Source organism: Okeanomitos corallinicola TIOX110 (assembly GCF_038050375.1).
Lineage (GTDB): Bacteria > Cyanobacteriota > Cyanobacteriia > Cyanobacteriales > Nostocaceae > Okeanomitos > Okeanomitos corallinicola.
In genome coordinates, this window is sequence record NZ_CP150886.1 from 718,842 (window position 1) to 745,834 (window position 26,993).

Here is a 26,993-nt window from a genome sequence, read left to right on the forward strand (position 1 = left end):
AAAATGGTTATTTATATTCCTTCATATCCTATTTTTTAGAGAAGTCGGGGATCTGAACTTCATTTTTTGACCATTGAGATGGTTCTAACTTGTTAACATACTGCATATATTCAGCTAGTGGTTGATCAATTTTTAACAGCAACTGAGGGTTAAATTGAATATTATCATAAATTTTGCCATCTTCATCTCTGAGCATATAGTAAGCTAAACGAGTACAAAATAACAAAAATTTACTAATCAAAAAACCTAAAATACCTGGTCGTTTTTCTGTGACATAAATTGGTTGAATCTTTGTTTTTCTTGGTGTAATGGGAGTATAAGCATAAATCAGATGTAAAGGAGGGAAAAGTCTCACATTTTTCATCATAGTTAATAGACCTATACAACCATCTGCATAGCGCATAGAATATTGATATTTAGAACCTAAAAACTTTTTACCTAATCTTTCTCGCCAAGTAGTTTGGGGAAATTCTCCCACCATTGTAAAATCAATTGTTGTCCCTAATTGACTACGATTTAAAGATAATTCCATTTCAATATCTAAATGATGAATAGTTCGTAAATGTTGAGCATCAATTCCATTCATCATACAGATGTGATAATGGCAATTTCTCGTAAATGCTTGATCAGGTTCTGCGACTAATTCTTTACCTTTTAATTCATCAAATTCTACTAAATTTTCTAGTGCATTCCTATCAGGATAAACCCAAATAAATCCATACTTTTCTGCTGTTGCATAAGATTTAACTTTGGCTTTTTTAGGAATTTCTGATTGACAGGGAATATCTTCACAAATTCCGTCTTTATCAAATGCCCAATGATGAAAAACACAACGAATTAAATTACCATCAACCTTACCAATTCCTAAATCCGTTCCCAAGTGCGGACAGTAAGCATCTAAAGCCCTAACTTGTCCATCTTCACCACGAAAAATAACAATCTTTTGACCACATAATTCTACCGATTTAGCCTGTTTTTTAGGAATTTCCTGACTAGCACAAGCAATATACCAGCCTTTAGCTACGATATCCCAATTATTGAATATTTGCATGATTTTTTATTAAATAATTGTTTAATATTTCCTGTCTTTGATAAATATCATCTTGATATTTACCCATCAAAACCCTAAGCAACATTTTACCCAAACAATAGGAAGCTCTCCAAGAAAATATAGCATCTTGTTGATCAATATGGCTAGGTTCAAATAAAATATGTCCTAATAATCCTATTAACTGTGTTAAAGGTAAACCTAAAAGCAACCAGAGGTTTTGTAATTTCCAAGTTAGAAAAAGTAAACAATAAAAAAATAAGATGCCAAGAATATGTAAACTAATATTAATAGGATGCTGATGTTTGAGAACAAAAATATCCCAGTAGTCAGTAAAAGGATGATCAGTGATTTGATTATTGATTTTACTTCTTGTTTGATTTATTAAATTTTGTTGAGGATGGTAATTGATGTTATTCATATTTCAGTTTTCAGCAGTTATTGAATATCAAAAGATAAACATTATCAATTAATAATTGTAGTGCGGACATCTGCCCGATAGAATTATACAAATTAAACGTACAAGCACATATGAGACACAAATTTTTTAAGGCTCATAAAGTTCTGATTCACAGACTATTCCTTCACCTTTGCAACCTTTTGCAAATTTTCGATTTCTACCTAACAAATAAATTTTATTATCCTTAATCAGAATTCCATCTCCCTCTACAAATATCAATGGGTTAGTAAATTTGCCTTCATAAATCACAGAAGTATTTTGAGTGCCAATAATTTTAACTATCGCATTACCATCATCCTTAATTGTAATTGTTTGACCAGTCCCACTACCACCCAAAAAGTTATAGTATCTAGTGCCTATAAATGGCAATATTTCTGGAGTTTTCCAGCCATTTTCGGAACAAACAGCGGGTTTACCTTGAGGTGCAAGAGTTGATAAACACCAATAATTTTGACGAGCAGATAAAACGCCATTTTTAATATACTTTAAATCATTAATAGATTGCCAAGATTGTTTTCCCTCCTCATCATAATATCGGTATTGTTTTCCTTTAACTTCTAAACCTTGACCTGTTCCTCCTAAAGCATAATAACCATCAGCAATTTTTGGGGTTGAACTTTGTTGAATAATATTTGAATTTTTCTCAATCCACCATTTTTTGACAAACCTTATTTTATTTTCATATCCCCTTGTTATGGCAGTAACTACTAACAATTCGCCTTCATCATTCACAAATTCAAACCGACAAGCACCCTCACCAGAACCAGCACAGTCTTTAATTTCTTGATATCCTAAATCAAATAATTCCTTAACAACTGGAGAGCGTAAATTAGGCTGTTCACCTTGTAAATTAGGTCGCCATCCTTGCTGCATAATTAATATTCTTGCTTCCCGATAAACCATATTTGTTTGTAGAGAAACTTGATTATTTTGATTAGCGTAAATTTGTTGATTTTTATGATTAATTTCTACAATATTTCTATTTACAGAAATATTCTTCATGCTATTTTGTAATGTAGCTGTTTGTTGTTTGTTATCCGTAGCGAAACTTTGATCATTAATTGCCATTATTCCTGTAATACTGGCAAGAATAGCGATGTTGAGGCAAGAAATATGATATACTTTTTTTGGTTGTTGCATAAAATGTTAACTTCAACAAATAATTAACTTTCAATATTAATGACTCATTAATTATACTGAAAGTTTCTGTATTTAATATTTTTCTTAACAAAAACTTATCATGTCAAAATCTACCATTATGTACTGGAATCCTCTAAACCCAGACAACAATGATCAATGGCAACGCAAGCAGATTGTATATGAAGGTACATAACCGAGATTGATACCTAGACAAAAAGATACTTTTGCCCTGACTTCTGCTGTATATATAAAATTTTGATACTTGTCCTATGGGGTGAATTTTAATAATACAAAATCGCAGAAATTAAAACTACAAACTAGATGCATTTAATATATCCATTACTGCATTGATAAATTTTTCACCCCAAATACTTGATAGTAAACCACACAAAATAATTAACAATGATGCAATACCTACTTGAAATAGGCTTAAATTGGTAGATGAACCATACAAAATGGGAATACTGACAACAAAAGCACCAAGGGTAGCACCCCCAATAAATCTGTAAATAGCCTTGAGAGAAAAACTTTGTTGAGAATTATTATTATCAATAGTCATTACAAGTACCTTTCCTGTTTATAACCTACCTATAAATGCAACCTTAACATAAAAATTTAATTCTTGTAACTCTCTCTGCGTCTCTGCGTGAAATAACTCAAACAGGAAACAAAACATCCCCCAACTTTTCCCTTCCCAAAACATCACTAACTTCCCCATTATTAACAACCTTTACCCCATTAATAAAAACCGCTTTTATTATTTCCTCAGAACCCCGTTTTACCATCCGCATTTCCCCATCTAAAACCGGATCTGATATTTGCAATTGGGGACTCAAAGGTTGATTTAAACCCAAAGGATCAATTAATAATAAATCAGCTTTTGCACCAACTTTAATTACCCCCGTATTTAAACGAAACCATTCAGCAGGTTCTCCCGTAACTCGATAAATTGCAGCTTCAGGAGCTAAAAAATTAGTAGCAATTGCTTGTTTTAATAAAGATATTGCTCCATCATAATAACCCAAATTACGAACATGAGCGCCAGCATCAGTAAACCCAGGGAAAATATGCGGATGTTTCATCATTTTTAAGCGAGGTTTTAAGCGATCATTTGCTCCTGTTGCTACCCAACGTAAATCAGTATCATATTTTTGTAATGCGTCAATAAAAAACGTTAAAGGTTCTTGTTTTTGTTGGTGAGCAATTTCTGTAAAAGTCAAACCTTCCCAGCTTTTTTCAGGACATTCTACAACTTCCATTAACTCTAATTGCCGATGAAATGCTGGATATTTTTTATTATTCCACTCTTGAATAAATTGATCACAAAAACTTTCAGATTTCCATAATTCTAATCTTTCCTGTCTTGACTGACAACTATTCAGTTTTGCTCCGGTAGTAAATTCTTCAAATAAAGGTGTAACCGCACCATCAGAAAAAATTGTAAATGGTTCGGTTAAGGTTTGAAAACGAGTATTACCTTGTAAAATGCGATTCCAAATAAATAGGATAGGGGCAAACATTCGCCACATTTTGCGGTTATGAACAGCATCTAAAGCCGAGAGAACTGTTAACCGTAGTGGTTTTTTAATTATCCCTAAACTCATCCATAAAATTTCTAAAAATGAACCTATTTTTTTAATGTTAGGTGTAACTTGAAAAACTAGATCCCGCTGCTGACATAAATTAGCTAACATCGCATATTCTTTAAATTTGGCGTGTTGAGAAGGAATACTATCACCTTGCCATTCTCCACTCATTCTGTGCCAGGGAAACATATCAATAGAAATACCAATAAAACCTGCTTCTAGAGCATCAGCAGCAATGCGTTCCATGATTTTTAATTCAAATTTACTGGGTTGTTTTTTTAAACTTCTTTCTAAACCCATGACGTGAGCGCGTAAAGCACTATGGCCAAATAATGGGGCAATATTTGCACCTAATGGTAATGTTTGTAAATGCTGTAAATATTCTGCTGGAGTTTGCCAAGAAAGAGATTTATCTAACCATTTAGCAATTAATGTATGAGATAAAGTCTCTACTCTTTGGAAAATATCTGCTAACATTTGTGGTTCACCAATGGCAACAGATAAACTACAATTACCAATAACTACGCTAGTAACTCCATGACGTACTGATTCACTCAAACCCGGTGCAATTTCTAATTCTAAATCGTAGTGTGTATGAATGTCTATAAAGCCCGGTGTCACCCATAAATTAGTTGCGTCTATTATTTCATGAGCTTGGGAAGTTATGAATGGGGAAATGGTGACAATACGGCCGTTTTCAATACCTATATCTTGAAGTATTGGGGGAGAACCTAAACCATCGAATTTTAAACCGTTTTTGATGATTAAATCTAGCATTTATAATCCTGTTTATATTAAATAATTATACCCTTGTGTTCAGTTTTTACCCAGGGCGATCGCTCTCTTTGTAAACACATCTTTAAAGTCGTAATTATCATAATTGGAATCCAATGCACCATATAAAATGAACCTTGAATAGTTGCCCATAATAATGACAATCCTCGTAAACCTTGAAATTGATAAAGTCCAGCGATAAAAGCAGTTGTTAAAATCAAACTTAGTAATGTTTGCAAAGGTAATAAAACTGGATTTTGACTATAGAATAAAGTCCAAAATAAATCAGGAATTAAGCCAATTGGTAAAATAAATTGCAATAATAAAAATAATAATAAATCAATTTCTTTAAACAAGCCTAAAGTTAACATCTGAGGAAAATAATCAAGATAACGTTGATAACCACCTTCAGCCCAGCGACGACGTTGTAACCACAATTTTCTCCAACTTGTTACCCCTTCTTCCTGTATAATTGGAAAGGTTAAAAATTCAATTTCTGCCCCAACTAAATACAGTCTAAAACACAAATCTAAATCATCAGTGATAGTATCCTCATTCCAACCATGACACTTTTCTATAAACTCTCTCTTTACTAACATTCCATTACCCCTTAACTCTGACATTCCCCCGATAACTATCCGATGGGTTTGCAGGAAGCTATCACAGTTCATTTCCATCTGTTGACAGCGGGTTAAAAAATTAGTTCCAGCATTGTAAATAGACTTCCTCACCTGTACAGCACCAACTTTTTTATGCTGAAATAAAGGTAATGTTTTTCGCAGGAAATTAACAGGTAATTTTGCATCAGCATCACAGATTAAAATTATCTCTCCTTTCGTTAAGGGAAATACAGCATTTAAAGCTCCAGATTTGCCACCTTTTGATTCTCTTTTATAAACTTGTAAATGAGGAAAATCAGTTTTTAATTGTTGCAAAACCTGATCAGTTTCATCAATACTACCATCATCAATTACCCAAATATCTAAATATTCAATTGGGTAATCCAATTTAAAAATACTATCAACTATATCTGGTAAAACTGCACTTTCATTTTTAGCTGGAACTAAAATTGATACTGTGGGTAAATAACTATCATCTTCAATTAAATAACTTTTTGGTTTAGCTATTAACATTCTCACTGCTTGCACAGTTAAGACAATAGTTAAAACTACCATAAACCATCTAGTTTTAGGGAATAAATGCAGTAAACTAACACCACACCAGACTAATAAAACTACAATAGTTGCTTTAACTCTGCGATATTTATTAACGTTCATATTCCTATTAGGCTGATGGGTATTTATTTCCACTTGATTTACTATGTCCTTTGGCTGCGTGGTCTAGTTCTACGACGTAATAATAACATGATCAAAGTCCCTAACATAAAACCTGCTATCCCTGCACCAATAGCAATCATTTTACCTACCTGTTGAGCAGCTTTCAAAACAGGATTATCTAAAAGATTTGAAGAAAAATGTAAAGATTGAATTACCCATTTATCCGGCAATTTTTGTAAAACCGCCGTCCAGCGTACACCCATATCTGCTGATTTACCATCTTTAAATGAGAAAGTAGTTATTGCTTCTCCTGTGGCTACATCTATTTCTGGGGTGAGAAATGTTCTTAACGTATCTCCCTTAAATTTCATTTTAATATCTTCAATTGTATTAGAAAATTGTTGATTCCAATACGTTTCAAATTCAGGAACTTTATGAAAAACTTGATTATCAACAGTTGTAATTGTAAAATCTGGATGTAAATAAGGCTGAACTTTGGTAAAATCACGAGTGTTGAGGGATTCTAAAGCAATATCTCTGGTTCTAATAATAGATTTTAAATCCTCTGGTGATACATCAGCAGCTAGAGCATTTTGGGGGACATTCCAAATTACGAACACTAACAACACACTCAATAGTATTTGAGTAAATTTGTAGATGCTTTTCCATTTCTGGTTAATCATATAAAAACCTTGATTCGTATTTTTTATTAGAATAGCTGAATTTTGATGATTTTTGTTAAAATCAATATGTTTTGCATTTTTTATAATCTGTGTCTAAATTAAATCGTCGTCAAAATCTCTGTTTGCAGTTAGGATGTCCATATTCAGAGAAATTAATTACTTGATAAAATCTACTTGACAATCATGCAAACAATTAATCAAAACTCCACCAAAAAAGCCTGGTCACAAGCCATATCCCAACCAGCAACCGAATTTCCTCCCACTCCATTACCAATAATTACAGGTAAAATCCCCGCTGGTTTACGAGGTACAATTTACCGCAATGGTGCAGCCAGACTAGAACGGGGTAATATGCGGGTTGGTCATTGGTTTGATGGAGATGGGGCAATTTTAGCCGTTCATTTTACTGATGCAGGTGCTACCGGCGTTTATCGCTATGTACAAACTGCTGGTTATCAAAAAGAAACAAAAGCAGGTAAATTCCTCTATGGAAATTATGGCATGACAGCACCTGGCCCAATTTGGAATCAATGGCAAAAACCCGTTAAAAATTCTGCAAATACTTCCGTTTTAGCATTACCTGATCAACTTTTGGCACTCTGGGAAGGTAATAATCCTTATGCTTTAGATTTGCAAACTTTAGAAACTAAAGGTTTAAATAATTTAGGTGCTTTACCTAAAGGACAACCCTATTCTGCACATCCTAAAATTGATGATCAAACTGGTGAAATTTTCAATTTTGGTGTCAGTCCTGGACCTAATGCCATACTGCATATTTATAAAAGTAATTTAACTGGCAAAATTATTAAACAGGAAAAATTTACTTTAAAAGGTTTTCCATTCATCCATGATTTTGTGTTAGCAGGACAATATTTAGTATTTTTTGCCCCTGCTGTGTATTTGAATATTTGGCCTGTTCTGTTTGGAGTTAATACTTACAGTAATTGTTTAACTTGGCAACCCGATAAAGGCACAGAAATTTTAGTTTTTGACCGAGAAACTTTGTCTTTGGTTAGTCGGGGAATCACAGAACCTTGGTTTCAATGGCATTTTAGTAATGCTTATGTTGATGATAGGGGAACAGTAATTATTGATTTTGCCAAATATGCTGATTTTCAAACTAATGAATTTTTACGAGAAGTAGCCAGCGCTGAAACTCAAACAGTTGCTAAAACAACTTTTACACGATTACAAATTAACCCCAAAAACGGCAAAGTTACAGGTACAGAAATCCTCATAAATAGAACTTGTGAATTTCCTTCTGTTCCCGCTGCCAATGTGGGTAAATTTTCCAAATATAGCTATATGTCTATTTATAAGGAAGAAACAGATATGCAAGGAGAAATTTTAAATAATATCGCTTGTTTTAACCATGAAACCGCAACTTTAACAGAAGCAAATTTAGGTGAAAACCTCTATCCTTCTGAACCTATTCATGTTCAAGATCCCGAAAATTCTGAGCAAGGTTGGATTTTAACTGTGGTTTATGATGGAAATACTAATAATAGCGAAGTTTGGATCTTTGATAGTCAACGCTTACAAGCAGAACCCATTTGTAAACTCGCTTTACCCAGTGTAATTCCCCATAGTTTTCACGGAACTTGGAAAAACAGTTAACAGTTATGGCAAAAATTTACTTTTCTGTCACCTGTCACCTGTCATCTGTCACCTACCTTTAAAATAGTTTAGGATTCTTAATATATCCTGATACATAAATTCAATGTTACAACTACAACATACCCAAAACACAAAACCAGGTTGGTCTTTGGATCAGCGAGATCCAGAATTTATCGAAAACCTCATGCCTCTCTTGGGTATTTTATATAACTTCTACTTCCGTGTAGAAACCAGTGGTTGGGAAAATATCCCAGAGGGGAAAATTCTGTGTGTCGGTTCTCACAATGGCGGTTTAGCATCCCCGGATACATCTATGATGCTGTACGACTGGTTTCGCCGGTTTGGGACACAACGACCAATTTATGGTTTAATGCACCCCAAAGTGTGGGAAGTTTTTCCCCCAGTGGCAGAAATGGCAATGAAAGGTGGTGCGGTAATAGCTCATCCGAAAATGGCTTATGCGGCTTTTCGTGCCGGTGCGAGTGTTTTGGTTTATCCCGGTGGTGCGGAAGATGTATTTAGACCTCACCAACTGCGGGACAAAATCTATTTTGCTGAACGTCGCGGTTTTATCAAGTTAGCGCTACGGGAAAATGTCCCCATTGTGCCGGCTATTTCCTGGGGAGCGCATGATACTTTAATTGTTCTGGCTGATTTATATAAAACAGTGCAGCAACTCCATAAAATGGGTATGCCTTGGTTGTTTGGTGTTGATCCGTTAGTGTTTCCTATTTACTTAGGTTTACCTTGGGGTTTAGCTGTCGGACCATTGCCAAATATTCCCTTACCAGCGCGTATCCATACCAGAGTTTGTCCACCGATTATTTTTGAACGTTATGGAAAAGAAGCTGCCAGCGATCGCAATTATGTAGATGAATGTTATGAATTAGTCAGAACTAAAATGCAGCAAGAATTAGATAATTTAATTATCAAGGTGACAGTAAATAACCAATGACTAATTACCCAATAGGATAATTTCCAGGGTTAACTGCATGAATAAATTCACTACCAGAATGTGGCCTACCTCGTTTATATGCTGCTTCTTCTGGTTTTCCCCAGCCCATTTGTAAAATTAATTCTAAAAAATTGGAGTTTTCCCACTTTAAAAAACTTGCCCATTCTGTCCTGTGGGCAATTCTTTCTACATCTAAAGTATTAATTTTTTCGTGTAATCTACCATTACTGACACTTAAATATAAATCCATCTCTGCTGTAATTCCATCCCAAAATTCTAGCATGGATTGTTTGGCAGCTGTTAATATTTCTAAATCCTGATCTAAAGCTATTAGATGTGAGTCTACTTCTGGATAGTTCAAAGTTTTACCTTTAACAGTTAAATCTTTCCAGACAATTCCTGAAACTTGATTTTGGCGTTGATATTCATGAATAGAAGCTTTAAAATCTTGATAGGCTGTAAATTTTTGTAGCCCTTCTGTTGTAATCAACTGGTCTATAACAGGGTTTCCAGAAACTGCTACATCTAATTTTAGGCGCTTTCCTTTTAGGCAAGCTTGCCGTTCTGCTGCTACAATCTCTATCAGTTCTTGAGTATTATAAACTTTGTTCATTAGTCATTAGTTACTTAGTCATTAGTTATTAGCCATTTGTGATTTAACTATTATCTCTTGACTGCAATAGAAATGTAGTATCAGATTAAACGAAATATATTAACTCCAAATATAGCAATTCTATTTAATTTGTAAACTGTAAGGATTTCAGATCCCTGACTTCTTAGAGAAGTTCGGGATCTATGTGTTCATAAATGATTTGATAGCTGCTATCTAGGCTTTGCTGAATAAATATGAAAGCATTACAGGTAAAGCATTTGAGCATTTGAGCTTATTTTAAGTTGAAAAAGTGCCACCTTTGATGAGGTGAAAACTGAAAAACCTTGCATTTAATTCCTGCTGAAAGGAAAAATCGTTCTCATCCAACTCTTGAAACTGTCACCTGTCACCTGTCACCTGTCACCTGTCTTCACGACAACACTTATTCAGCAAACCCTATCTATTGACTCAGTTCACTGCTATATTCGTTAAATGAGCGTTGTTTGAATTCAATTGATTCATCACGAGGTAATAAATTAAACACACCTCTAAATTTATCATCTATTTCTTCAAAGGGTACTTGACCGGTTTTATTTAAGATGACTTTACCCGCATCATCGAACAATACTACTTGTGGGACTTTCCCTGAATAGTAATATCCCGGTTCGGTGGGATCGTATTTTTCCTGAGAGGGAATAGTATCAACACTAACAGGAATAATTTCTACAGCCCGTCCATAGTATGCTTGTGTTTGGGAAATAAAGACCGCATACTGTTTACAATCGCTGCTATCATCCACATAAAAAGCCAACATTGCGGGTTTCTTTGCTGCTAAAGTCTTTGCAAGGCTTTGTCTAGGGGGTACGAGCGAACCATTACCCGCAAAAACCACGAAAATATTCCCCTCATATCTGTCATCTTTCATACCTGCAAAAGCTGGTTGTACACCTATAATTAATAGGCAAAGCAGCAATAATAGGCATTTTGACAGCAACTGTCGCCAGTTAGTAATTATTTTAGTTTGTAAAAACAGCCACTTTATGATACTCATCAACAGAAACCTTATTTAACACTTTTGCCTAGATATATAATTACATCTGGCTGCTGTTTTGTAATTCAAAATTTTTGATGACTGGTATTTTTCCCGAATATTAGCTACACTGGCAAGATTAAATTGTAATTACTATTAGTTAACAACTGCTGTGGGTAAGAAAATACAACTTATTGATAGAGTCAGACTGGGTTTAGCGGTGTCTATTGCTAAAAGTGTAACATTTCTAGTGCGATCGCTTCGTCTTGGTGCTGCTAGTGTGTTACCCGGATCTCTTGCACGACGCATTGAACCCAAACTTTTACAGTTATTGAGTCAGCAAGTAAAAAACGGGGTAATTTTAATTGCTGGTACTAATGGCAAAACTACCACGGCTTTGTTACTATGCACCATTTTAGAACACAAAGGTTACAAAATCGCTCATAATTCCACTGGTGCAAATTTAGAAAATGGTTTAGCAACGGCTTTAATTGAAAATACCAGTTTATTAGGTTCTTTAGATGTTGACTATGCCATTTTAGAAGTTGATGAAAACATTGTCCCCAGAGTTTTAAAACCTCTCCAACCAAGAATTATTCTCTGTCTAAATTTATTCCGTGATCAATTAGATAGATACGGTGAAGTTGATACAATTAGTAAGCGTTGGACTAATGTGATTGCGACTTTACCCGATGAAACTGTAATTATTCCCAATGCTGATGATCCGACTTTATCTTATTTAGGACAACAGTTACATCAAAAAGTTTTATTTTTTGGATTAAATGAACCAGAAAATTATTTAGAAGCTATTCCCCATGCAGTAGATTCTATTTATTGTCCTCGCTGTGGACATTCTTTAGATTATCAAGGGGTTTATCTTTCTCATTTAGGAGATTTCACTTGTCCTAGTTGTGGTTTTAGTAAGAGTAAACCCAGTTTAGAAAGTGGAAAATGGTCACAAATTCTTGTCGGTTTATATAATAAGTATAATACCTTAGCTGCTGCTACTGCTGCCAAAGAACTAGGAGTTGATGAAATTATAATTAGGGAAACTATTAATAATTTTCAAGCCGCTTTTGGACGTGCAGAAGATTTAGTTATAGATGGTAAAAAGGTGAGGATTTTATTATCTAAAAACCCAGTGGGAACGAATGAAACTATTAGAGTAGTTACTCAAAGTCAGGATAAAACTACGTTGTTGGTTTTAAATGATCGGACACCTGATGGAACTGATGTATCTTGGATTTGGGATGTAGACACAGAGAAATTAGTAGAACGAGGTGGAACATTAATTGTCAGTGGCGATCGCGTCTATGATCTGGCGTTAAGATTGCGTTATAGTCAACCTTGTTTAGCAAGTAAGATCAATTTAATTGTCGAAGAAGATTTAAAGAAAGCTATTCACACGGCTTTGCAACATACACCAACAAATGAAACCTTACACATTCTTCCCACCTATTCGGCCATGTTAGAAGTTAGGGAAGTTTTAACAGGGAGGAAAATTCTTTAAGATTGAAAGATTTAGATCCCCTAATTATTAAAGAAGTCGGGGATATGACACAACTATCTAACAAGTGTTAAACTAAAAGTAAACATTTAATTATTCCAAAATGGGGGGATCTGGGTACAGGAAATTTACACTAAATAACTGGTATTAGGAACAATGGGAAAGAAAGCATACTCATACCAAGCTGTCCAAATAAAACTTCTAATCCAACGTTGATATTTTGATGAAGATATTTGATAATTAAATTCTCCCTCTGAGATATCAATAGAAGATAAATGGGAATTACAACCGCAACCATGATGATAAGTAAAACCGTATTTAGAAGCAATACTTTGGATTTTCATTTGTATAGCAAAAACCTTACCTGCGTGTAAAATGGCATCCCAGGAACGTTTGTGTTCAATATCTCTTTGATCAAATCTTAAAGCTCTTTCTTCAAATACGTGATCTCTATAAATTGGTGCTAAATGCACATGATAAAAACTAGCAGGTAATTGATATCCAAATTCGTTAAATAGGTCAATTCCAATTAAAGCAACTTTCACCTCATTACTGGATTCTAATCCTTTTGCTTGAGCATCTTTTAAAATTTGCTCAAATTTAGGATATTGAGTGATTAAAAAATCACGTCCATAAAATTCTAAAGTTTCATCAGCTAACTGTCCGAATAGCTGAGAAAAGGCAGATTTTAAATGACCTAACTCTGGACGTTCATTAAATAAGTCTACATCCCCATTGGCTAGTTTATATTGAAATAACTGCGCCATTTCTACATAAACTTCTGGATTTTTAAAACCCACATTTGCTTTTCCTCCGGCGATATCTTGCCAAATCGAAGGTAACTGAGAAATGGAAACCGCATTTTCACCAGCAATTACTTGAAAGTTGGGGAATTCAATGAGTTGCATAAACAAAAATAAATCCTATATTTTCATTATATTTTAGGGTTTTAGCACTGCCAAATCCCTACAGATTCATAAATCATAACACTTAATTTTCTCCTACATAAATTCCTAAAGCACGGGCAGTTTTAACTAAATCAGATTGAGGTTCAACCAAGAAAGGACTTTGGTATAAAACGTCTGGAACTGAACAAAGCATAACTGATTAACTGTTTCTCTAGCTTGGAAGAATACATCGGGGTTTTGGGCTGTTCCTCTTAATACTGATTGATCGGCAGTTAATGCCCGTAAACGATGATTTATTACTAATTATTAATATTTTATACAGCATTTAATCATCAAAAATCCTTGAATTTATTAAAAGCATTCAGCTGGCGGCCGAATGCTTACATCAATAGCTAAAAAATAATTCTATCCTACTAATTGTTATTAAAAGCTGGTGATGAATTCAAGTGATGATGGTTAACAGATTTTAGATTTTGTTTGTGTGTAGATGCTGATGCTGTGACAACTTGACTATTTTCTTTCATGAGTCGGCTATAGGTACGCTGAGGGATATAATGCAGTGGATTATAACCAATAAAACGTAAAATCAGCACACAAGCCCAGGAATATCTACCATCAGCAATAACTTCAATGATTTGATTTAATTCTTCGGGAGTAATCAGATTTTCACAATTGGTGGAAGAAGAAACTTGGTAGTTCATGACTAGCCCTGATATAGTTGATGACTTGAGATTTGGCGTGTTCAGACCTTAGAGATAATGTTTTTATCCCTAAGTTGTAAGACATAATTTTTTAGCGATCGCTATCAAATATGCCTAGATTTTTGAAAAATAAGTATCTATCAAATATTCATATTTTTCATGGATTTACTTGCATGGGTTGACACTGAATTTTGTAAGCAGAACATTTCGTTGCTGATTATTTATGACTTTCATACAAGTTTGTGATGAGCAAAAATAGGGAACAAAAAGATTCACATGATCGCAGAATACTATTTTTTCGCGTTGATTTTAGCCAGAATGGCAAATTTTATGGAAATAAATTATTAGCTTATCGGAATTTTTATCTTTTTCTTTTTGTAAGGGACTATTTTAATAGTGTCACAGGATCAGTTGACAAAAATACCATTAATAGAAGGTGTATTATAGGGTTGAAGATATCGCACTAGAAAAGTCTATATTGAGGAAATTATTTATTTATTTAAAGTAAATTGAGTTCATAGAGAAATATTCCATAAGTTATATGATTATCTGTCTGAGGAATTACTTTTTGTTTTCATCCTTCAGCTAGAAGCAATTATTTTAACAATCCATTTATGATTGGGAGGAAAATACACATAACACAATCTATTTTTTAGGTTTTGTGTCTTAGTTGCAGTTGAGTATTTTTCTATGTATGAATTATTTCAAGTTGTTGTCAATTCTGAGGAAAAAACTGATCTGCGTAAGTTAGTTTTATCTTTAGATACTACCAATAAACATTACTTTTTAAGAAATGAGATTTTACAGGCTTTTGCTGATTATTGTCATCAATCTCAAAAACCAGTATATTTTTACCATTCTTCATATCTGGGTACACTGATACAGTATACCCATGAAATAATTCTAGAAACGGATCATACTTGGTTTATTGTCAGGCCAAAAGTTGCTAGTCAAGAAATATGGAGACTAACCGCAGATTTTAGTCAGTTTGATTTAATGACTCCCCCAGAATTTTTAGATGTATGCGATCGCTTAGTTAATCGTTACCAACCGCACATTTTAGAAATTGATCTCCGGCCATTTTATCAAGCATCTCCCAGAATTAGTGACCCTAGAGATATTGGTCAAGGTTTAAATTTTCTAAATCATTATTTATGCAATCAATTTTTGACTGATACTCAATATTGGCTAGAAATTTTGTTTCAAACTTTACGGGGAATAAAATACAATGATTTGCAGTTATTAATTAGCGATCACATTCGTTCTGGTGTGCAATTTGCTAAAAAAATTAAACCCGCAATAAAATTTCTCAGCGAACTTCCCCCTACTCAACCTTACCCACAATTTCGTGATCAGCTACAAAAACTCGGTTTTGAAGCTGGTTGGGGTAACAATGCAGCACGAGTCAGAGAAACTCTAGAACTTTTACAAAGACTCATAGACACTCCCCAACCTGCGATTTTAGAAGCTTTTGTAGCGCGTATTCCCGCAGTTTTTCAAGTAGTTCTCGTTTCTATACATGGTTGGGTAGCACAGGAGGATGTATTGGGAAGAGATGAAACATTAGGTCAAGTTATTTATGTCCTGGAACAAGCACGCAGTTTAGAAAATAAATTACAAGCAGAAATTAAACTTGCAGGGCTAGATTTTTTGGGTATTAAACCTCATGTAATTATTCTCACTCGTCTGATTCCCAACTGTCAAGGAACTTCTTGTAATCTGCGGTTAGAAAAAGTTGATAATACAGAAAATGCTTGGATTTTACGAGTTCCTTTTACAGATTTAAACTCAGATTTTGATGAAGAAATTACAAATCACTGGATTTCTAAATATGAGATTTGGCCTTATTTAGAAAAATTTGCAGAAGATGCAGAACCAGAACTTTTAAAACAATTTCAAGGAAAACCAAATTTAATTATTGGTAACTATAGCGATGGTAATTTAGTAGCTTTTCTCCTTTCTCGTAGCTTAAAAGTCACACAATGTAATATTGCTCATGCTTTAGAAAAACCAAAACACTTATTTAGTAACCTTTATTGGCAGGAATTAGAAGAAAAATATCACTTTTCCACATTATTTACTGCTGATATCATTAGTATGAATGCAGCAGATTTTATTATCACTTCCACCTATCAAGAAATAGTAGGAACACCAGACACAATCGGACAATATGAATCTTACAAATGTTTTACCATGCCCCAACTATATCATGTCATTGACGGTATTGATTTATTTAACCCTAAGTTTAACATGGTATCACCAGGAGTAAGTGAAAGTTTATTTTTTCCATACTATCAAACAGAATTGAGAAATCCTCAACAAACTGAGCAAATTAAAAATCTCTTATTTCATCATCAAAATGATCATATTCTTGGTTACTTAGATGATATTCATAAAAGACCTATTTTTGCAGTTGCACCTATCACTTCAATTAAAAATTTAACTGGTTTAGCTGAAGTGTTTGGTAGAAGCCAAGAATTACAAGCAAGATGTAATCTCATTTTGTTAACTAGTAAATTATCAGTTGATGAAGCTACAGACCCTGAAGAAACAGAGGAAATAAATAAACTTTACAATATTATTAATGAGCATCATCTTCAAGGTAAAATTCGCTGGTTAGGAATGCGCTTACCAAGCCATAAGATTGGTGAAGCCTATCGAATAATTGCTGATTATCAAGGAATTTATATACATTTTGCTTTATATGAAGCCTTTGGACGCAGCATTTTAGAAGCAATGATTTCTGGCTTACCAACCTTTGCTACTAAATTTGGTGGAGCATTAGAAATCATCGAAGATTGGCAAAATGGATTTCATCTTAATCCCACAGATTTTCAAGATACAGAAACCACAATTATCAATTTTTTAAATAAATGTGATCACAACCCAGAATATTGGTTAGAAAATTCCCAATGGATGATTCAGCGAATTCGTCATAAATACAGTTGGGAATCACACACGGAACAATTACTAATTTTAGCAAAAATGTTTAGTTTTTGGAACTTTATTGCTCCAGAAGATAATGATGCCAGAGATAGATATATGGAAACACTATTTTATCTCATTTATAAGCCCAGGGTAGACAAAATGATCGCCCAACATCAAGAAAAATATGCCCCTATTTAAGTTCAGAATTAAGTTAAAGATTAAATCAAAAATAAACTCTCTTTAATTCGTGAATGTTTAATTTTATGACTGCTAAAACAATGGAAACAAAAAACGATTTTATTTACACAGATTGGATGTTAATAGAAAATCAATTTAACCCTGAAGAATTACAAACTAGAGAAACAATATTTACCATTGGTAATGGTTATTTAGGAACTAGAGGCAGTTTTGAAGAAGGTTATCCTCAAGCATTATCAGCTACATTAATTCATGGTGTTTATGATGATGTTCCCGTAGTTTATACTGAACTGGCTAACTGTCCAGACTGGTTACCATTGGTAGTAATTATTGATGGCGATCGCTTTCGTTTAGATCAAGGTAAAATCTTAAAGTACAACCGTGAACTTGATCTGCATCAAGGGGTTCTCCGTCGTTCCGTGCGTTGGTGTAGTCCCATTGGTAAAACCATTGATATTAGATTTGAACGTTTTGCGAGTTTAGCAGATCATCACGTACTAGCACAAATCTGTACATTAACAGCATTAGACTTTCATGGCTTGGTCGAAATTCAGGCGAGTATCAACGGCTACCCAGAAAATAAAGGTTTCAATCACTGGGAAGGATTAGATCAAGGGAAAATTGACCGAGGTTTTTGGTTACACAGTCGCACCCGCACCTCCCGTATTCATCTCGGAATGGCAGCAAAAATAACCGTTTCAGGAATTGAAGCCGCTCTACAGGTAAATACTGCACCCGGTTATCCTAGCATCAATGCAACTTTTTTCTGTGAACCACAACAGACCGTAACTGTAGAAAAGATTGTTACTGTTTTTACTTCACAGGATGTCAGTGAGCCAGTATCAGCTGCACAAGAAAAACTCTCTCGGTTAGATAATTATATATCTCTTCATGATGCTAATCAACAAGCATGGGCTGAGATTTGGCAGCAAAGCGATATTACAATTGAAGGAGATAGTAAGGCTGCTTTTGCTGTACGTTACAACTTATTTCAATTATTAATTGCTGGATCTCATCAAAATGAAACAGTGAGTATTCCCGCCAAAACTCTCTCAGGATTTGGTTATCACGGTCATATTTTTTGGGATACGGAAATTTTTATTTTGCCATTTTTTACTTTTACTCAACCAGAAATAGCTCGGAATTTACTTACTTACCGTTATCATACTTTAAATGGAGCGCGACGGAAAGCAGGTCATTATGGATACCAGGGTGCAATGTATGCCTGGGAAAGTGCGGTGACAGGGGATGAAGTAACACCCCGGTGGTCGTTACTCAATGATTATTATGCCGAAGATGTCAGAATTTGGTGCCGTGATCGGGAAATTCACATTAGCTCAGTGATCCCCTACGCTATATGGTACTACTGGCGGGTGACAGGAGATGATGAATGGTTAAAAGATTATGGCGCAGAGATAATTTTTGATACCGCAATTTTTTGGTCGAGTCGTGTTGAATTAAATCCTCTCACTCAACATTATGAAATACGCAGTGTTATAGGTACAGATGAATACCATGAATTAGTGCATAACAATACATTTACTAATCGAATGGTGCAATGGCATCTAGAAAAAGCTTGTACAATATATGACATTTTATCTAGTAAATATCCTGATAAAATAGCAGAATTAGAACAGAAATTGCAGCTATCCGCAGAAATGAGAAATCATTGGTTAAAAATCATTGATAAAATTTGCATTCTCTACGACTCAGAAACAGGATTAATTGAACAATGTGAGGGATTTTTTCAATTAGCTGATCTCAACCTAGCAGACTACGAACCCCGTCAAAAATCCATACAAGCCATCTTAGGTATTGAAAGCACAAACAAACACCAAGTTCTCAAACAGCCAGATGTATTAATGTTGATTTATTTAATGCGGGAATCTGCGGAGTTTCCCTACAACAGAAAAAGTCTAGAAGCTAATTGGAATTATTACGCACCCCGCACGGATATTACGTATGGTTCTTCCCTTGCACCAGCCATTCATGCCATACTAGCCGCCGACTTAGGTAAAACCCAGGAAGCCTATGAACGCTTTATGCAAGCGGCTATGGTAGATTTAGAAGATAGAAGAGGAAATACAAATGACGGCATTCATGGCGCTAGTGCTGGCGGTATTTGGCAAGCTGTTATTTTCGGTTTTGCAGGTATCCAATTTACAGACACTCAACCCGTAGCCCATCCCCATTTCCCCCCAGGATGGACACGCTTAAAGTTTAAATTATACTGGCGTGGTAGATGGCATGATTTTGATTTACGCCCCATTTCCCTACCTTCTCCACATCCCCACATCCAGGGTGTAATTTTTGATTTAGATGGTGTGTTAACGGATACATCAGAATATCACTATCAAGCTTGGCAGAAGTTAGCAGATGAAGAAGGTATACCTTTTAACCGTCAAGCTAATGAAGCATTGAGGGGAATTTCTCGTCGTGCTTCATTAATGTTAATTATTGGTAATAGGAAATATTCGGAACTGCAAATACAAGAAATGATGGAACGTAAGAATAATTATTATGTAGAATTAATTGAAAATATTACCCATAATAATTTGTTACCGGGTGCAGTTTCTTTATTAGATAATTTGCGAGTAGCGGGATTAAAAATAGCTATTGGTTCAGCTAGTAAAAATGCTCATTTAGTAATTGAAAAGTTAGGAATTATTGATAAATTAGATGTTATTGCTGATGGTTATAGTGTGCAAAAACCTAAACCAGCCCCAGATTTATTTTTATTTGCAGCCCAACAATTAGGAATTGCACCCCAGCAATGTGTGGTGTTTGAAGATGCTGCCGCAGGTATAGAAGCTGCTTTAGGTGCAGGTATGTGGGTGGTGGGTATGGGACAACCAGAAAGGCTAGGAAATGCTCATATTATCCTACCGAGTTTAGTGGATTTAACTTGGGAAAAATTGCAAGCTAAATTCAGGGATTTTGCTTTACAAAACAGAGCATAATTATCGCAAATCTACTAAAAAATCAGGGACTTCTAGAATATGAAAATATACCAACAATGCCACCACAATTGTATAAAGTGTAGAACCACCTAAACCCAAAATTAAATCTCGTTTGACATTACGCTTTTCTTCCTGAAAAAACATATCCATAGCTCCCATTTGCATCATCACAATACCCAATACATTAGAAAGCCAATAGCCAATAACTGTAAACGGTAAAAACCAATCTGGTTTTGCCCAACTTACTAAGTAACCAAATAACAAAGCAATCGGTAAATTAAAAAATACATCATTCCACCATGATAGCGGTGATAACATATAACCTATGCCGACAAATAAACTACCACGTAATTTTTTAAACATTTATTTATTCCTCTCATTAATGTTATTTAACTAGAAAAATCAAAAACTTAAATTTGGTAAATCATCAGCTTTTTTGAGAATAAATAAACTTTCATCTCCGCCTCTGCCAATTCTCAATGTTTCATCTAAATAAGTAATATCAAGCGTGGGAATTCTACCTTTTGGTCCTTTAGCATCTACAACTTTAAAAGGATTTAGTTGAGGAGTGTTAACACCTATAATTTTATCAATTGCTAAAAAGCGTTTATCAAAATAAACATTGATTCGTTTATCTGGTAAACCAGATGTATCTAAGTCAGGTTCAAAAATAGCTGTTACTTTCACATATCCAGAGATGATTTTTAAAGGGTGTTTTACCTGTGCTAAATTGAAAAACTTTTTATCTGCAACATTAATTACTTGATAAACTTTACCTATTTGTAAACCCAAGGGGAGAGAGTCTAAAGCACGAATTTCTCTAGCTGTTGAATATTGTAATTGCCAAGCTCCATTTAATAAATTAACGGCATTTTGAATTGGTTGAGGATGAGGATTTAGATTTTCTAAGTCTACAGTTAACTTTTCTATTTCTGCGGCTTGATTAGTGTTGATTTTTAAATTTGTAATAGGAGAACCATCATCTTGGGTTTTAATTTTTTTTAGTAATGTATGTAACTGTGCTTTTAATGTTTGACAATCCATAAACTGAGATATTTCTGTAATTAACAAATAAAATTGTACCTCAAAATGGAACTCAAAACCGTCACTTTAGAAATTCCTGTAGATTGTAACCTGATTTTAGGACAAACCCACTTTATCAAAACTGTCGAGGATTTATATGAAATTATGGTGGGTATATCCTCACAGGTAAAGTTTGGAATTGCTTTCTGTGAAGCATCCGCAGCTTGTTTAATTAGAATTGCTGGAAATGACCAGAATTTGCAAGCTGTAGCTATTAAAAATGCCCAAACTATCAGTGCTGGACATAGTTTTTTAATTGTTTTAAAAGATGCTTATCCTATCAATTTTCTCAATGCTATTAAACAATGTCCAGAGGTATGTAATATTTATTGTGCTACCGCTAATAATGTACAGGTGGTTTTAGCAGAAACTACACAAGGAAGGGGTATTCTTGGTATAATTGATGGATTTTCACCCCAAGGTGTAGAAGGAAGTGAAGATATAAAAGCACGCCAAGAATTACTGCGTCAATTTGGTTATAAAATGTAGTTATGGTAAAAAATAGTGATTACTTATCGAGAAAAAATTATTAATTTATGGGCTGTGTTTTTATTAGGAACACTGTTTCATACCCAATTGGGTTTAATGCCATTATTTCATAGTTTAAATGTGGTGGAATCACAACCAGCTAAATCACTTGATGAAGTTTCGTTGATTTTTTGGTTAATGTTGGGCTTTTTTATGTTGCCAATGTTAGCAATTATTGGTACTACATTTACAGAAAATAAACGTTATCGGATCTTGCATTTTGGGTTGAGTGTATTTTATGGTTTTATGAACTTAATGCACCTAGTTTTAGATTTACTTTTACCGCGAGTAATTTGGTATCAAATTGCTTTGATGGCGTTTTTGTTTTTGCTTGGTTTGTTGTTGATTTTTGTGGCTTATCGGTGGATGAAATATCCAGTAAATAGACAAAATTAGTTAGAGGATATTTCTATCCCTTGGAGTTAAGGAATAGGAATCAAAATTTATTTAACATTTATGTAGACTGGGTTGATACAATTTAAGGGTTTAGCAATGCTAAACCCCTACATTAGTTATAATTTAGATAACTTTCTTACAAATCAATTTCCCCTCTTAACACCGTTGCATCATTAGTATGAGAAATTTTAAACCCAAGTTTTTCACAGACTCGCTGCATCCCTAAATTATCTCCTAATATCTCAGCCGAAATACAGCAGATTTTTTCGGTTTTCCCTACTTCTACTAACCTGCGGACTATTTCCGTACCTAAGCCTTGACATTGAAATTTATCACTCACCAACATAGCAAATTCTGCCGCATTATTTCCATGTAATTTACTCAATCTTCCTACAGCTAAAATTTCCGTTTCTTTGGTTTCTGGGTTTTCATATTCTGCAACTAAAGCCATTTCCCGGTCATAGTCAATAAAACAAATTCTTGTTAGTCTTTCATGGGCAATTCTTTGACTTAATTTGATTAAATGAAAGTAACGTAAATACACACTTTCTGCTGATAGAGTTTGATGAAATTTTACTATCAATGGTTCATCTTCAGGACGGATGGGACGGATAGTAACTGATGTACCATTTTTCATTTTCCAACTACTAACATATTGGTGAGGATAAGGACGAATTGCTAATTTTGGTAATTGTTCATCTTTCACATCCACAGAATGTAAAACTATTCTGCTATCTAATGCTATTAAACCACCAGGATAATCAGCAGTGGGAGGAATAGCTAATAAAGGATTAATGTCTATTTCTTTAATCAAAGGTTGTTCTACTACCAAATGACTAAATACTACTAATAATTCTTCTAAAGCTGTCATATCTACACTTTTTCTACCCCTCACACCTTTTAAAGCTTGATAGATTTTTGTTTGTTCCATCATTCTTCTTGCTAGGGTAGTATTTAAAGGTGGAAGTGCAATAGAACTATCTTGAAAAACTTCTACTAATTCTCCTCCAGCACCAAATAATAATACTGGCCCAAATTGGGGATCTAAACTACTACCAATTATCAATTCATAACCGCTAGTTTTTACCATTTTCTGTACGGTTACACCTAAAAAATCTTCCGGTTTCGCTTTTTCTAAAACCGCAGTTTCTATTAAGTGATAGGCTCTTTTTACAGCTTCTGCATTTCGTAAATTTAACTGTACTCCCCCCACGTCTGTTTTATGGGTAATGGTTTGGGAATACAATTTTAACACCACCGGATAACCAATTTTTTCTGCACATTCTATCGCTGCTTCTGCACTTTTAGCAATACTTCCCGCAACTACAGGAATACCATAAGCTGCTAATATTTCCTTAGATTCAAATTCGGTTAAAATTGTTCTGCCAGCTTTTCTAGCTTCGTTAATAATGGTTTCTACTAATACACAATCACGGGTATTAATATCGCATTCTAAACTTGGTAATACCGGAGTTTCATAAATTCCTTGGAGGTTATAACTATATTTCCACATATAGCTAAATATCCGCGCTGCTGTATCAGGATAAGCATAGGTGGGAATACCTTGATTATTAAGAATTTTTTGTCCTTCGGCAACATCTTCCCCACCCATCCAACTTGCTAAAATTGGTTTATTTGACATTTGCGAATAGGGTTTTAATTCTTCAGCAATTTTTGTTGGATCGGTCATTGCTTGGGGTGTTAAAATTACTAATAAACCATCACTATTCGGATCTTTAGCAGCAATTTCTAAGGCTTTTGTATAACGTTTTGGATCGGCATCTCCTAAAATATCAATGGGGTTATTATGACTCCATTGTGGAGGCAAAATTCCGTTTAAACCTTGAATTACTGCTTCGGAAATTTCTGCTAGTTTCCCTCCACTTTCTATTAATGTATCTGTGGCTAATACTCCAGGGCCACCAGCATTTGTTAGAATCGTTAAACGTGAACCTTTCGGTCTTGGTTGTTTTGCTAATACTTCTGACATATCAAATAAATCAGAAATACTATTAACTCTTAATACTCCACATCTTCTAAATGCAGCATCTAAAACCGCGTCACTTCCTGCTAATGATCCTGTGTGAGAAGCGGCCGCTTTTGCTGCTGCTGCTGTCCGACCGGCTTTAATAACAATTATCGGTTTTGTTAATGCTACTTCTCTCGCTGCGGAAAGAAAAGAACGTGCATCACCGATTGATTCCATATAAATGACAATACTTTTTGTATTAGGGTCATCTCCTAAATAATAAATTAAATCTCCCCAACCAATATCTAACATTGAACCGATGGAAACAAAGGCACTAAAACCAACTTTTTCCTGTAAACTCCAATCTAAAATTGATGTACATAATGCCCCACTTTGACTGAGGAAACCTACATTTCCTGGTTGTGCCATTTTACTAGCAAAGGTGGCATTTAAACCAGACATTGGACTCATGACACCTAAACAGTTTGGTCCAATAATTCTAATTTTTCCTTTGTGTGCTATTTCCAGAACTTCTCTTTCTAAAGCAATACCTTTTTCTCCTGCTTCTTTAAATCCTGCGGAGATGATAATTGCTCCTTTAATTCCGGCTTTTACACAATCAGAAATAATCTGTGGTACTGTGGGAGCGGGGGTGGCAATTATCGCTAAATCTATTTTTTCAGGAACATCAAAAATACTAGGATAGGCTTTAATTCCTAAGACACTATTCCGTTTAGGATTGATGGGAAAAACCGTTCCATTAAAGGGATTTGTAATTAAATTCCAGAGTAATGTTCTCCCCACACTTCCAGGTTTTTCACTTGCACCAATAACAGCAACTGTTTTAGGTGCAAAAATCGCATCTAACGGGTTTATTCTCTCAGTTTGTAAGATATCGTAAGCTGTATCTGTAGTTAGTTTGATAGATGCTTGCATAACGACTCCTTTCAATAGGTGATAGTTAACAGGTGACAGGTGACAGGTGACAGTAAAGATGGGGTGATGGGGAGGGATATTTACCTGCTGACTCCTGACTTCTTCATTCTGAGTTCAGCTATAAATTGTGATTTTGATTGAGGATTTCCATGATTTTGGTAAGGGCAATTTCCATACCTTTTTCTGCCGTTGGTGAAATTTGATCGCTTAATTCAAAGTTTACTCCTGGTACTGTAATTAACCACGTTTCTGGACAATTATTATAGAGAAATTTAGCTAAATAAAGTAGAGATTGTGGATCACAAATATGTCCATTAATATTCTGTGAATAAGATGGTAATAATGAAATTACCTTTACTTTATCCGATTGATAATCAACACAGGCATCTACAAAAATCGCTAACCTAGCACTTGCTAAAGGTTCAGATAATTCTGGTGTTAATTGGTGAACTGCAATAGATTTTACGGATAATAAACCTCTGGATTTTATAATTCTTGCTATCATTTGTCCAATAGCATCATCACCCCGTAATTCATTACCATAACCAATCACTATTGCAGTTTCCATTATTTCTGCCTTCTTTCCATCTAGTAATTAATGTTCCGAAACTAGCACAATCCTATAACGAGCTTTATTTGCTGCAACTTTATCCATTGCGGCATTAATATCAGATAATTCCATTATTTCAATCATGGGTTTTATTTGGTTTATTGCTGCAAATTCTAGCATTTCTCGCATAAATCTCCGTCCTCCCACCACACTACCAACAATAGCTTTTTGACCAAAAACTAAGGGCAAAAGTGGAATATTTAGAGTAGCAGTAGGAAGACCAAGAATACAAAAGACTCCATTATTAGCTAGTAAATTAAAACATTTATCCCAATCAATTGCTGATGAACTTGTACTAATTATTAAATCCTGTTTTCCGCTAAAATTTTCAATTTCTTCTGCATTATCCCATTGACAAAAATGGTGCGCTCCAAAGTCTTTAGCTTCCTTTTCTTTGTCAGCAGAAGTAGAAAAAGCTGTAACTTCAGCCCCCATCGCTCTGGCAAATTTGATGGCTAAATGTCCTAGTCCACCAATACCAATTACTCCCACTTTCATCCCCGGATGTTTGATATAAGTTCTCAAGGGAGTATAAACAGTAATTCCCGCACATAATAGAGGAGCAGCACTAGCAGAATCTAAAGCATCAGGGATTTTATAAGCAAAATCAGCAGGAGCGCGTAAACGATTGGCAAATCCTCCATGATTACCAACAATTAATCCTGTATAACCTTGCTGACAGATGTTTTCTTCTCCTCTTAAACAAGCGTCACAAGTTCTACAAGAATTGCGAATCCAACCAAAACCAACACGATCTCCCACTACAAATGCAGTCACATCTTCACCTATTTGGGTGACTTTTCCTACCACTTCATGACCCGCAACCAGAGGAAATTTACTCACATTCCAGTCATTATCTCTCATGTGAATATCAGTGTGACACAAACCATTATGAGTCACTGCAATTTCAATATCTTGACGACCTAATTTTGCTGGCTCATACTCCCATTTATGGAATTTTTCTCCTTGTTTCAACGCTGCATAACTTTGAAATTTTTTAGTTAGTGTCATCAGAGTTTATCCTAGATTTTTTATGAGCTTAGTATTGATTTTATTTCATGTTCCCGTAACTATCTAAATTAAAGTCTGATATCACAATAAATTACA

23 protein-coding genes are annotated in these 26,993 nt (G+C 34.7%); 7 read left to right on the forward strand and 16 right to left on the reverse strand.

Going from position 1 to position 26,993, the window contains the following annotated elements; all coding sequences use genetic code 11:
• Nucleotides 1-28 precede the first annotated feature (28 nt).
• The 7 genes from WJM97_RS03010 to WJM97_RS03040 all read right to left on the reverse strand — a co-directional run bounded on the left by WJM97_RS03010 (nt 29) and on the right by WJM97_RS03040 (nt 6,968).
• On the reverse strand, nt 29-1,051 hold the full coding sequence (locus WJM97_RS03010; protein WP_353931571.1) for an aromatic ring-hydroxylating dioxygenase subunit alpha: 1,023 nt from the start codon (nt 1,049-1,051) through the stop codon (nt 29-31).
• Nucleotides 1,035-1,469, reverse strand: coding sequence for an Mpo1-like protein (locus tag WJM97_RS03015; RefSeq protein ID WP_353931572.1), 435 nt, complete (start codon nt 1,467-1,469; stop codon nt 1,035-1,037). The genes WJM97_RS03010 and WJM97_RS03015 overlap by 17 nt, the downstream gene beginning before the upstream one ends.
• 126 nt (nt 1,470-1,595) lie before the next feature.
• Nucleotides 1,596-2,648, reverse strand: a complete 1,053-nt coding sequence (locus tag WJM97_RS03020) for a hypothetical protein (RefSeq protein ID WP_353931573.1) — start codon at nt 2,646-2,648, stop codon at nt 1,596-1,598.
• 310 nt (nt 2,649-2,958) lie between these two features.
• Nucleotides 2,959-3,207, reverse strand: a complete 249-nt coding sequence (locus tag WJM97_RS03025; protein WP_353931574.1) for a hypothetical protein — start codon at nt 3,205-3,207, stop codon at nt 2,959-2,961.
• 97 nt (nt 3,208-3,304) lie between these two features.
• Nucleotides 3,305-5,011, reverse strand: coding sequence for an amidohydrolase family protein (locus WJM97_RS03030; protein ID WP_353931575.1), 1,707 nt, complete (start codon nt 5,009-5,011; stop codon nt 3,305-3,307).
• A 17-nt stretch (nt 5,012-5,028) separates the two neighbouring features.
• Nucleotides 5,029-6,285 carry a glycosyltransferase gene (locus WJM97_RS03035; protein ID WP_353931576.1) on the reverse strand — a complete coding sequence of 419 codons (1,257 nt, stop codon included), beginning with the start codon at nt 6,283-6,285 and terminating at the stop codon, nt 5,029-5,031.
• 41 nt (nt 6,286-6,326) lie between these two features.
• Complete coding sequence (locus WJM97_RS03040) at nt 6,327-6,968, reverse strand: nuclear transport factor 2 family protein (RefSeq protein WP_353931577.1); 642 nt, start codon at nt 6,966-6,968, stop codon at nt 6,327-6,329.
• Between the two features lie 183 nt (nt 6,969-7,151).
• Between WJM97_RS03040 and WJM97_RS03045 the strand changes: the two genes are divergently transcribed.
• A complete protein-coding gene (locus WJM97_RS03045) occupies nt 7,152-8,585 on the forward strand; it encodes a carotenoid oxygenase family protein (RefSeq protein ID WP_353931578.1) in 1,434 nt (477 codons plus the stop codon).
• A 103-nt stretch (nt 8,586-8,688) separates the two neighbouring features.
• Nucleotides 8,689-9,540, forward strand: a complete 852-nt coding sequence (locus WJM97_RS03050; protein WP_353931579.1) for a lysophospholipid acyltransferase family protein — start codon at nt 8,689-8,691, stop codon at nt 9,538-9,540.
• A 4-nt stretch (nt 9,541-9,544) separates the two neighbouring features.
• Here the strand turns inward: WJM97_RS03050 and WJM97_RS03055 are convergent, their stop codons facing one another.
• Nucleotides 9,545-10,153: a hypothetical protein gene (locus tag WJM97_RS03055; protein ID WP_353931580.1), complete on the reverse strand. Its 609-nt coding sequence runs from the start codon at nt 10,151-10,153 to the stop codon at nt 9,545-9,547.
• A 439-nt stretch (nt 10,154-10,592) separates the two neighbouring features.
• Nucleotides 10,593-11,183: a thylakoid membrane photosystem I accumulation factor gene (locus WJM97_RS03060; protein WP_353931581.1), complete on the reverse strand. Its 591-nt coding sequence runs from the start codon at nt 11,181-11,183 to the stop codon at nt 10,593-10,595.
• A gap of 151 nt (nt 11,184-11,334) precedes the next feature.
• Here WJM97_RS03060 and WJM97_RS03065 point away from each other — a divergent pair, with 151 nt between their 5' ends.
• Nucleotides 11,335-12,672, forward strand: a complete 1,338-nt coding sequence (locus WJM97_RS03065; RefSeq protein ID WP_353931582.1) for a Mur ligase family protein — start codon at nt 11,335-11,337, stop codon at nt 12,670-12,672.
• Nucleotides 12,673-12,797: 125 nt separating this feature from the next.
• On the opposite strand, the gene WJM97_RS03070 is transcribed toward WJM97_RS03065, so the two are convergent.
• Nucleotides 12,798-13,577 carry a hypothetical protein gene (locus WJM97_RS03070; protein WP_353931583.1) on the reverse strand — a complete coding sequence of 260 codons (780 nt, stop codon included), beginning with the start codon at nt 13,575-13,577 and terminating at the stop codon, nt 12,798-12,800.
• A gap of 413 nt (nt 13,578-13,990) precedes the next feature.
• The gene (locus WJM97_RS03075) at nt 13,991-14,278 is read right to left on the reverse strand and encodes a HetP family heterocyst commitment protein (RefSeq protein WP_353931584.1); all 288 of its coding nucleotides are present in this window, start codon (nt 14,276-14,278) and stop codon (nt 13,991-13,993) included.
• Between the two features lie 690 nt (nt 14,279-14,968).
• Between WJM97_RS03075 and WJM97_RS03080 the strand changes: the two genes are divergently transcribed.
• Both WJM97_RS03080 and pgmB read left to right on the forward strand, forming a co-directional pair.
• A complete protein-coding gene (locus WJM97_RS03080) occupies nt 14,969-17,404 on the forward strand; it encodes a sucrose synthase (protein ID WP_353931585.1) in 2,436 nt (811 codons plus the stop codon).
• Nucleotides 17,405-17,484: 80 nt separating this feature from the next.
• Nucleotides 17,485-20,364, forward strand: coding sequence for a beta-phosphoglucomutase (gene pgmB, locus WJM97_RS03085; protein WP_353933094.1), 2,880 nt, complete (start codon nt 17,485-17,487; stop codon nt 20,362-20,364).
• Here pgmB and WJM97_RS03090 read toward each other — a convergent pair whose 3' ends face one another.
• Nucleotides 20,365-20,727 carry a hypothetical protein gene (locus tag WJM97_RS03090; protein ID WP_353931586.1) on the reverse strand — a complete coding sequence of 121 codons (363 nt, stop codon included), beginning with the start codon at nt 20,725-20,727 and terminating at the stop codon, nt 20,365-20,367.
• Nucleotides 20,728-20,766: 39 nt separating this feature from the next.
• Nucleotides 20,767-21,408, reverse strand: a complete 642-nt coding sequence (locus tag WJM97_RS03095) for a PAP/fibrillin family protein (RefSeq protein WP_353931587.1) — start codon at nt 21,406-21,408, stop codon at nt 20,767-20,769.
• Between the two features lie 45 nt (nt 21,409-21,453).
• Here WJM97_RS03095 and WJM97_RS03100 point away from each other — a divergent pair, with 45 nt between their 5' ends.
• Together WJM97_RS03100 and WJM97_RS03105 are read left to right on the forward strand one after the other, a co-directional pair.
• Nucleotides 21,454-21,936 carry an adenosine-specific kinase gene (locus WJM97_RS03100; protein WP_353931588.1) on the forward strand — a complete coding sequence of 161 codons (483 nt, stop codon included), beginning with the start codon at nt 21,454-21,456 and terminating at the stop codon, nt 21,934-21,936.
• 12 nt (nt 21,937-21,948) lie between these two features.
• Nucleotides 21,949-22,371 carry a hypothetical protein gene (locus WJM97_RS03105; protein ID WP_353933095.1) on the forward strand — a complete coding sequence of 141 codons (423 nt, stop codon included), beginning with the start codon at nt 21,949-21,951 and terminating at the stop codon, nt 22,369-22,371.
• Between the two features lie 136 nt (nt 22,372-22,507).
• On the opposite strand, the gene acs is transcribed toward WJM97_RS03105, so the two are convergent.
• The 3 genes from acs to WJM97_RS03120 form a co-directional block, all read right to left on the reverse strand.
• Nucleotides 22,508-25,276, reverse strand: a complete 2,769-nt coding sequence (acs, locus tag WJM97_RS03110) for an acetate--CoA ligase alpha subunit (RefSeq protein ID WP_353931589.1) — start codon at nt 25,274-25,276, stop codon at nt 22,508-22,510.
• Between the two features lie 118 nt (nt 25,277-25,394).
• The gene (locus tag WJM97_RS03115; protein WP_353931590.1) at nt 25,395-25,844 is read right to left on the reverse strand and encodes a hydrogenase maturation protease; all 450 of its coding nucleotides are present in this window, start codon (nt 25,842-25,844) and stop codon (nt 25,395-25,397) included.
• A 27-nt stretch (nt 25,845-25,871) separates the two neighbouring features.
• Complete coding sequence (locus WJM97_RS03120; protein WP_353931591.1) at nt 25,872-26,897, reverse strand: NAD(P)-dependent alcohol dehydrogenase; 1,026 nt, start codon at nt 26,895-26,897, stop codon at nt 25,872-25,874.
• Between the last annotated feature and the right edge of the window lie 96 nt (nt 26,898-26,993).